Source organism: Protofrankia symbiont of Coriaria myrtifolia (assembly GCF_900634755.1).
Taxonomy (GTDB): domain Bacteria; phylum Actinomycetota; class Actinomycetes; order Frankiales; family Frankiaceae; genus Protofrankia; species Protofrankia coriariae.
Map to the genome: position 1 here is coordinate 1 of NZ_CAAAFS010000011.1, position 8,090 is coordinate 8,090.

An 8,090-nucleotide genomic window follows, 5' to 3' on the forward strand; every position below is an offset into this window, starting at 1 on the left:
ACTGGTTACCGGAAAACTACCCGGCCGATATCCGGACGGGTCTGCCGTGTGTCTGCTTCTCGGTCGTGCCGGTGTACCCGCCGGCGCTCACCGCCGGCTTTGCGGTCTTTCGGGCGCGTGGGCATTCACCCCGGTGGCCCGGTATTCGCCGGTGGACGTCGGCCGGCTGGCCGGCAGCCCGTCGCCATCCGGCCGACGCTCAATTCGCGCCGATCTCCCTGGAAATCGCGTTCGGGCCCTCGTACACGCGGTCCGGGATCTTCTCCAGCAGTTGGATGACGCGTTGGTCGGCGCCATGTGACCGGGCGACGGAGAGGATCTTCTCCCGGTTCGCCGGATAGTCCACACCGCCGAGGAACTTCTGTACCTGGATGGGGTTCGTCATGGTGTCATCCCTCACCACGCTCGGCCGGTCAAAACCCGCTGTCGAAGATTTCCGCGTGTTTCGCGCCGCATCCGGTGTCGGGTACCGGACGGGCCACCAGGCGGGCCACCGGGTGCGCGCCCCGGACGCGGGCGTGTCCGGGTGACGGTGCAGCGCGGCTATCGGCTGTGACCCACCGTTGTCGCATGCCGGCGGGACGGCTCTATCCTTCTTGCGTCATCCTTCACGTTCCATCATGTTCCTTGCATCAGCCTTCTCGCCTCCCACCCGCCGTCCTGTCCGCTGATCATTCCGCGTGGCTCGAGCGTCCCGCTCGAACCCGACCCGCCGTTCGGGGCCGACCTGCTGATGACCGACGCCAGACCACCGTCCGCCCACCCCCGGTCCGCCCAGCCGGCCGGGCCGGATCCCGCCGCCGGGCAGGTACGGCTCGGATGGCTCGACCTGTCCAGTGGGGCGAGCGGGGACATGCTGCTCGGCGCCCTGATCGGCGCGCTCGCCGGGATGGGCCAGCCCACCGGGGTCATCGGCGAGGCCGTCGACGCGCTGGGGCTTCCCGTCCGGCTGGATGTCAGCGGCACGTCCAGGGCGGGACTGGCGGCCACTCGCGTCCGTGTGATCACTGATGGTGATATCGCCGAAACCGGCGGGGACGACGGGACCAGCGCCAGCGGGGACGGTGACGGGGGTGACGGGACCACCGCGGCCGCCCCCGTCACCGGACCTGGCACGCATAAAGATCATCATGGGCATCGCCATCATCACGGCCCTGGCGGCGACGGCCGGCCCGGCGGGCAGGGAGACGGGCAGCCTCGCCGCACCTGGCCGGACGTCCGCCGGCTGCTGACCCGGGCACCACTGGCCGACACGGTCCGTGAACACGCGCTGGCCACCTTCGCCGCGCTGGCCGAAGCCGAGGCGGCCGTCCACGGCATCCCCGCCGACGAGGTGCACTTCCACGAAGTCGGGGCGCTCGACGCGCTCGCCGACGTGGTCGGCGTCTGCGCCGGGATCGCCGCGCTCGGCCTCGACCAGCTCGTCGTGTCCACGGTGGCGCTCGGCGGTGGATCGGCCCGTACCGAGCACGGCGTCCTGCCGGTACCCGGCCCGGCCGTGCTGGAGCTGCTGCGGGCCGCCGGGCTGCCCGGCCACGGCGGGCCGGTGGACGTGGAACTGTGCACGCCGACCGGGGCGGCGCTCGTGGCCGCCCATGCGGACGCGTCCGGCCCGCTCCCTGCGATGCGGGTGCGCGCGATCGGGGTCGGCGCCGGCCGACGCGACATCCCGGGCCGGCCCAACATCGTCCGACTGGTCGTGGGGTGTGCCCCGCGCCCAGGCCCGCTGATCTCGGTGCCGGCGGCCGGCGGCCGCGCGTCCCTTCCCCACGCTTCTCTTGCCCGCGCACCCCGGCCCCCCCACGCCTCCCAGGCGCCGGACAGCTTCGCGCCGGATGCCGCGGTGGACGCTCCCGTCCCGGATGCCGCCACGCTGGAGGCTCCCGGCGCGGGCGTTCCCGGCGCGGTCGACGAACTGCTCATCGAGACCAACGTCGACGATCTCGACCCACGCGCCTGGCCGGAGATCATGGCCGCGCTCCTGGCGGCGGGCGCCCGTGACGTCTGGCTGACGCCGATACTGATGAAGAAGGGCCGTCCGGCGCACACCCTGTCGGTGCTCGTCCGGGCCCCGCACGCGGACGCTGTCCGGCGGCTGGTCTTCCTGCACACCCCCACCCTCGGTCTGCGCGAGACAACGGTGCGCAAGCGGGCCCTGGACCGGGCCTTCCGCACCGTGGACGTGGGCGGCGAAACCATCGCCGTGAAGATCGGCATGCTTGCCGGCGGCCGGGCCGTCACCGCCCAGCCCGAATGGGACGACGTGCGGCGGGCCGCCATCCGGCTGGGGCAGCCGGCCCGCCGGGTCCTGGCGACGGCGGCTGCGGCCGCGCTGAACACCGACGGAGCGCCCCTTCCCACAGCCGGCCGTGACGGCGGCAGTGGGACCGACCTCAGGGATGACACCGCCACCACGGACAACGCCCACACCACGAGCAACGTCCACATCATGAGCAATACCTACAGAACGGGTAAAACCGGCATAGCGGACGACACCGGCGCCGGTGACGACAGCACGCAGACCGGCATGCCATCCTGAGCCGCGTCCAGCGGACATCGACCGGCGTGGACGATAGGAGATCGACCGGACGGGCTGCCACCGGGCGTGCCGCCGGCGTCCGGAGGTACCCGCGACCCGATCGGTCAGCCGAACCGGCCGATATGTCAATGTAGTGGGATTTGGACGCAGTGCACCGTGGACGCGAACCGATTGTAGGGGGAGTGACAGTCGATGTCACCGTCATCGTCCCGCTCCTACCCTCCGCCGGATCCGGTCGAGTCGGGCAACGAGCCCTCGAACGGGACCTCATACACCAGGGAGACCTCGTACACCGTGCAGCCACGGCAGGAGCCCGGGCGATGGGCCGGCACTACCGGGGATCCGCAGTTGATGAACGGCCGCACGCCGCCGCGCACCGGTGTGAACGGCTCCCCCGGCACCGGGCCGGCCGGGCCGCCGCCGGTACCACCGCCACCGTCACCGTCCCGGGCGACGCCGCCGCCCGTCGCGCCGCCTGGCGGCGAACGCGGTTTCGACCCGCTCACCAGCGCGTGGCCGGAGGTGGCCTACCGGTCGTCCTCGTCCTGGCGCTCTCCCGGCCCGAGCAGACCGGCGTCGGACGGTGTACCCGGCGGTTTCGCCGTGGTGGACAGGTACACCGCGACGGACGACGTCGCTGCGGGCCCGAGCGCGGCCGGCGGCGGCACGGCGGGCAGGCCCCCGGCTGACAGACCCGTGGTCGGCGGCACCGGGCCCCGGGATGCCGGTGGGGACGCTGCCGGCTCGTGGTCCCGGCCGTCCACCAATCCGCTGGTCGACCCGTGGGGGCCACAGGTCGGCGGCGGTCCGCGGCCGGCGCCGCCGGCATCCCCCATCTCCGCGTCCACGCCGCCCGCCCCGTCCACACCGTCCCCGATATCCGCACGGTCGCTGTCCACACCGTCCACGCCGTCCGTGTCCACAGCACCGTCCGCGTCCACGGTGTCCCTGCCGCCCTCGGGCCTACCGCCGTCGAGCGCACCCGGCGTGTCCGTGAGCGGGCTGACGCAGGACATCACCGGTACGGGTGCTGCCGGCGCCGGCACCCCGCCGGTCCCGAACGCACCGGCGCCGACCGCGGCAGCCTCGAACGCACCGGTCGCGAACGGCCGGCCCTGGTCCGAACCACCGACCTACGATCCGCTGTTCGACCAGGACACCTTCACCAGCGTGCCGCCCCCGTCCGGCGACCGTCGCACGCGCGCTGTCCCCTTCCGGCACGAGGAACGTCCCGGGGAGGCCCGGCGCCCTCCCGAGCCACCGGACGTCGGTCACAACCATGCCGCCCCGCTCCCCGGCCAGAACCACCCGGAGCAGGACCAACGAGGGCAGGAACAGGGGCCCTGGGGACGAGGGCAGCAGGACCGGGACCAGCCGCCGCACACGCCGGCGTCCACGCAGCACCCGGCGGCCGTAGCGCCACCGCCGCCAGCAGCCGTAGCGCCACCGCCGCCAGCAGCCGAACCGCCGTCGGGGCCGTCCACCGCGCCGTTCCCGACAGCGCCCGGTGGGGATCCGCTGTTCCCGGACGACGAGCGCCCGCGCGGCGGGCACCAGCCCGAGCCCGGCCTACCGTTCCCCGGTCCGGCCGGAACGGCTTTCCCGTACCCCGACAGTCCTTATCCGAGCACCGAGTATCCGGCGCCGCCGCCCAGCCCCCGGCCGGCGGCCAGCGGCCAGCAGAACAGCCGACGGCCATCCGACAACAATTTTCACGTTGCTGGCGACCCCGCGGGGAGAAACAGCCAGCGGCCGCCCGACAACGACTTCCAGGTGACCGGAGTCCCCGCGGAGCGGGACAACCGAGAGAGCCCCGACAGCGATTCACGCGCACCGGGTCCGGAGTTCGGTCCGACCGCCACCGGAAATCCCGGAAATCCCGGAGAACCGAAACGGCCGGCAACGGACGACGGTACGTCCGGCCGGCTCATGACCAGTGCGCTGCTGCCGGCCCGGCCGGCTGTCCCCACCCGGGGCTGGCGCAGAGTTCTCTTCAGGGTCTCCGGCGGAAAGATCAACCCCGGGCCCTCCGCCGACGAGGCCCGCCACCGCCTGCTGGTCGAGCACATCGGCGCGCCCCTGAACGACTGCCACCGGATCGCGGTCATGTCCCTGAAGGGCGGCGTCGGCAAGACGACCACCACGGTGGGGCTGGGCTCGACCCTGGCCAGCCTGCGCGGAGACCGGATCGTGGCGATCGACGCGAATCCCGACCGCGGGACGCTCGGGGCCAAGGTACCGCGGACATCCGAGAACACCGTCCGGGACCTGCTCGACAATGCCGACTCGGTGAGCCGTTACGTGGACGTGCGCAGATATCTGTCGCAGGCCGCCAGCCGGTTGGAGGTACTCGCCTCCGCCAACGCCCCGGAGCTGTCCCAGGCGTTCACGGACACCGACTACATCGCCGTCGACGGCATTCTGGAACGCTACCACTCGATCCTGCTGACCGACTGTGGCACCGGAATGCTGCACAGCGCCATGCCCGCCATCCTGGAACTCGCCGACACGCTGGTGATCGTGAGCAGTTCCAGCGCGGACGGCGGTTCCTCCGCCAGCGCCACCCTGGACTGGTTGGACGCGCACGGGTACACCGCGCAGGTGAAGAACGCGGTGATGGTCATCTCGACCTTCCCGGTGAATCGGGAGTCGGTCGATCTGGACGCGCTCGAACAGCATTTCGCCGCCCGTACCCGCCGGGTCGTCCGGGTACCTTACGACCCGCACCTGGCGGTCGGCGGGAACATCATCCTGGAGGAGATGCGGAAAGCGACCAGGAAGGCTTTTCTGGAAATCGCCGGCGCGGTCGCCGAACGGTTCGGACTGGAAAGCCAAAAACCGCCCGGCCAGGCTTCCGGGACTCCCGTTGCTGCCAGGATTCCCGCCCGACCGCTGGAACCGGTCGAGGAGGTCCGGCAGCAGATCCGGTAGGGACCGGCCAGCCCGCGGCGCCGGCCGGATGGCGGCCAGCCCGCACGCTTCCGGCAGGCCGCGGCCTGCCCGAGTGTGTCCGGTGCGCTCAACGGGTGATGGCCGCCGTCAGCGTGCGGACACCGGGCCGGCGCAACTGGTTGGCCACCGTGGTCTGGCCAGCCACGATCCGTCCGAACAGGCCGAAGCCACCCGGGACGGCGGCCAGGAACGTGTACAGCAGGCCGGGATGGCGGACGAAGACCGCCTGCACCTCACGACCGGCGTCCATCTCGGGGCCGAGGACCGCCTCCACCTGGCGGGGGTAGTCGTCCAGCGCACGCGGCTCGCCGGCGGCGACCCGCGCGGCCGCCTCCCCGGCCAGCCGTCCCGAACGCAGCGCGAAGGAGATCCCCTCCCGCGTCCACGGGTCGAGCAGGCCGGCCGCGTCCCCTGCGACCAGCACTCGGCCGCGGCGCAGCGGCGAGCCCGCGGCCCGCACCCGCGTGAGATGCCCGGAGTCGTGCAGCGGCGTCACGCCGTCCAGGCCGAGCCTGCGCACCATGTCGGCGTAGTAGGAGCGCAGGGCGCCGCCGTCGTCCCGTGAGCCGATCACACCGACGGTGAGGATCTCGCCCTTCGGGAACAGCCAGGCGTACGAGCCGGGCACCGGGCCCAGGTCGATCAGCATCCGGCCGGCCCAGCGACGCGCCATGGCGGCGTCGACCGGGAACTCGCCCTCCAGGCCGACGTCGACCTGGTCGAGGCGGACCCCGACGTAGGCACCGACCCGCCCGGACGTGCCATCAGCGCCGACAACGACCCGCGCGACGACGTCCGGGCCACCGCGCACCGCTACCACCACATGATCGCCTAGGGCATGACTGTCCGTGATGTGACCATCCGCGACGCGGCCGGTCGCGATGTCACGGCCGGCGCCGGCGTCGTGTTCACGTATTCCCGTGACGTGGGTGCCGGTCCGGATGACCGCCCCGGCGGCGCGGGCCGACTCGACCAGCGCCTGGTCGAACTCCGCGCGCATCACCATGGACAGCATCGGCCGGCTCGGCCGCCGGCGGGTGCGCGTCAGCCGACCGTCGAGGGCGATCGTGAGCTGGTCGACACTCGCGCGGGTCAGCCGCGACGGATCGACACCGGCATGATCGACCGACAGGCCGACCAGGCCGCCGCCGCAGGTCTTGTACCTGGGCAACTCGGCGCGTTCGAGCAGGCACACGGTGGCGCCGGCCCGGGCCGCCGCGCGGGCTGCGCTGGCCCCCGCCGGACCGGCGCCGACGACGACCACGTCGAACATGCCACCGGCCGGCTCCAACCGATCGGTGGCGGTGGCGGTGGCGGTGCGACCATGATCGTCCCGTGGCGCTGGCGGCCGGGTCCCATCAGCCACCGGCCGGCCAGGTGGGTCGGACGAGCCGGGCGCGCCGGAGGCGCCTGGCGCTCCGGGCAGGTCGTCGGGCGGGCCGGGCGGCATCAGCGCAGGGTGAGGGTCCGGCCGACCACACCGGCGCGTACCCGGCGTTCCGCCGGGGTGAGCGGGGTGCGGTCGGCAATCGCGTTTTCCAGTTGGTCACGCAGCGTCGCGGCAGCTTCCTCGCAGCTCGCCGCGTCAGCGTCCGGCGCCAGATCCCATACCGGAACGACCAGGCCGTCCACCCGGAGCGAACCGACAAAACGGGATTCATCGCCCACGGTAAGACTGTTGGCCGCCGCGAGCCGGGTGAGGGCGTCCAGCAGTGGCTCCTCGTCGTACGGCTGGACCCAGCGCAGATGTGCCCGCTCCCCCGGACGGCACCAGTACGCCGCGTCCACCGAGGTCAGTCGGGCCGTCGGGACCACGGCCGCGTTCGCCCGCTCCAGCAGGGCCACGACCTGCGGATCCGGGCTGCCACCGTCCTCCGACGGCGGGAGCCACCAGGTGAACCCGGAGTGGACGGTGATGTCCAACGGCGCGGGATCCAGCAGATCCGCCAGGGTCGGAGCGGCCCGGCTGCCGTCCCCACGCGCACTTCCCGCCGCGGCGGGTCGCGGGATGACGGGCGTGCCGAGATCGGCGTCAAGAGCTTCGAGCAACGCGCGGGCGATGTCCGCGCCCGCGTCGTCGCTGGCGATACCGGTCTGCATCGCCAGCAGGATCTCACCATTGTCCCGGACAAGCGCGGGCACGGCCTGCGGCAGCATCGTGCCGAGCACGATGGAACGGCCGGCGTGCTCAGGGTGCTCCTGAAGGTGACCGGCGGCCAGCGTCAGCGGGGCGGTCGCGCTGGGCACCAGCTCACGCAGAGCCACCAGATCCGGCTCGTCGACCCGGCCGGCGAAGGGCCGCAGAACGGGTGCGGGCCGCCGCCGCACGCCATGGCACGCCTTGTAGCGGCGCCCCGACCCGCACGGGCACGGGGACCGCGGCCCAACGGCCGGGAACTCCCCCGGCTCCGGCCGGGCGGCGGCCGATCCCGCACCGGTTCCGAACGCCGCGCCACCGGCGGGCAGGCCGATGGTGGCGGCACCGGACGCGGCGGACGACGGCACAGGGACACGGACGGTCTGTCGGCGGGCGATCGCGTACTCCTCGGGTTCGGCGGGACGGCGCCCTGACGGCGGGTACGGGCCAAGGCTAGTAAAC

Annotated in this window: 7 protein-coding genes; 2 read left to right on the forward strand and 5 right to left on the reverse strand. The window is 73.1% G+C overall.

Annotation, left to right across the window (positions count from 1 at the left end; genetic code table 11):
• Positions 1-199: 199 nt before the first annotated feature.
• Positions 200-385: a DUF2795 domain-containing protein gene (locus CM1CMNOD_RS00420; RefSeq protein WP_013871714.1), complete on the reverse strand. Its 186-nt coding sequence runs from the start codon at positions 383-385 to the stop codon at positions 200-202.
• A gap of 348 nt (positions 386-733) precedes the next feature.
• Between CM1CMNOD_RS00420 and larC the strand changes: the two genes are divergently transcribed.
• Positions 734-2,539 (forward strand): nickel pincer cofactor biosynthesis protein LarC, encoded by a 1,806-nt coding sequence (gene larC / locus CM1CMNOD_RS00425; RefSeq protein WP_013871715.1) that lies wholly within the window; start codon positions 734-736, stop codon positions 2,537-2,539.
• A 215-nt stretch (positions 2,540-2,754) separates the two neighbouring features.
• Here the strand turns inward: larC and CM1CMNOD_RS22660 are convergent, their stop codons facing one another.
• Together CM1CMNOD_RS22660 and CM1CMNOD_RS22665 are read right to left on the reverse strand one after the other, a co-directional pair.
• Positions 2,755-3,045: a hypothetical protein gene (locus CM1CMNOD_RS22660; RefSeq protein ID WP_043602687.1), complete on the reverse strand. Its 291-nt coding sequence runs from the start codon at positions 3,043-3,045 to the stop codon at positions 2,755-2,757.
• Positions 3,046-3,066: 21 nt separating this feature from the next.
• Positions 3,067-3,555: a hypothetical protein gene (locus tag CM1CMNOD_RS22665; protein ID WP_043602689.1), complete on the reverse strand. Its 489-nt coding sequence runs from the start codon at positions 3,553-3,555 to the stop codon at positions 3,067-3,069.
• On the opposite strand from CM1CMNOD_RS22665, the gene CM1CMNOD_RS00430 reads away from it, so the two are divergent.
• Positions 3,533-5,470 carry an AAA family ATPase gene (locus tag CM1CMNOD_RS00430; RefSeq protein WP_050803265.1) on the forward strand — a complete coding sequence of 646 codons (1,938 nt, stop codon included), beginning with the start codon at positions 3,533-3,535 and terminating at the stop codon, positions 5,468-5,470. The genes CM1CMNOD_RS22665 and CM1CMNOD_RS00430 overlap by 23 nt on opposite strands.
• A gap of 88 nt (positions 5,471-5,558) precedes the next feature.
• Here CM1CMNOD_RS00430 and CM1CMNOD_RS00435 read toward each other — a convergent pair whose 3' ends face one another.
• Both CM1CMNOD_RS00435 and CM1CMNOD_RS00440 read right to left on the reverse strand, forming a co-directional pair.
• Positions 5,559-6,764 carry a geranylgeranyl reductase family protein gene (locus tag CM1CMNOD_RS00435; protein WP_043604332.1) on the reverse strand — a complete coding sequence of 402 codons (1,206 nt, stop codon included), beginning with the start codon at positions 6,762-6,764 and terminating at the stop codon, positions 5,559-5,561.
• 176 nt (positions 6,765-6,940) lie between these two features.
• Positions 6,941-7,996: a DUF5926 family protein gene (locus CM1CMNOD_RS00440; RefSeq protein ID WP_013871718.1), complete on the reverse strand. Its 1,056-nt coding sequence runs from the start codon at positions 7,994-7,996 to the stop codon at positions 6,941-6,943.
• Positions 7,997-8,090 lie beyond the last annotated feature (94 nt).

What these genes read in the sequence shown, in the direction of transcription:
- CM1CMNOD_RS00420 (WP_013871714.1), bottom strand. Translation starts at nt 385, where the DNA reads ATGACGAACCCCATCCAGGTACAGAAGTTCCTCGGCGGTGTGGACTAT.
- larC (WP_013871715.1), top strand. Translation starts at nt 734, where the DNA reads ATGACCGACGCCAGACCACCGTCCGCCCACCCCCGGTCCGCCCAGCCG.
- CM1CMNOD_RS22665 (WP_043602689.1), bottom strand. Translation starts at nt 3,555, where the DNA reads ATGTCCTGCGTCAGCCCGCTCACGGACACGCCGGGTGCGCTCGACGGC.
- CM1CMNOD_RS00435 (WP_043604332.1), bottom strand. Translation starts at nt 6,764, where the DNA reads ATGTTCGACGTGGTCGTCGTCGGCGCCGGTCCGGCGGGGGCCAGCGCA.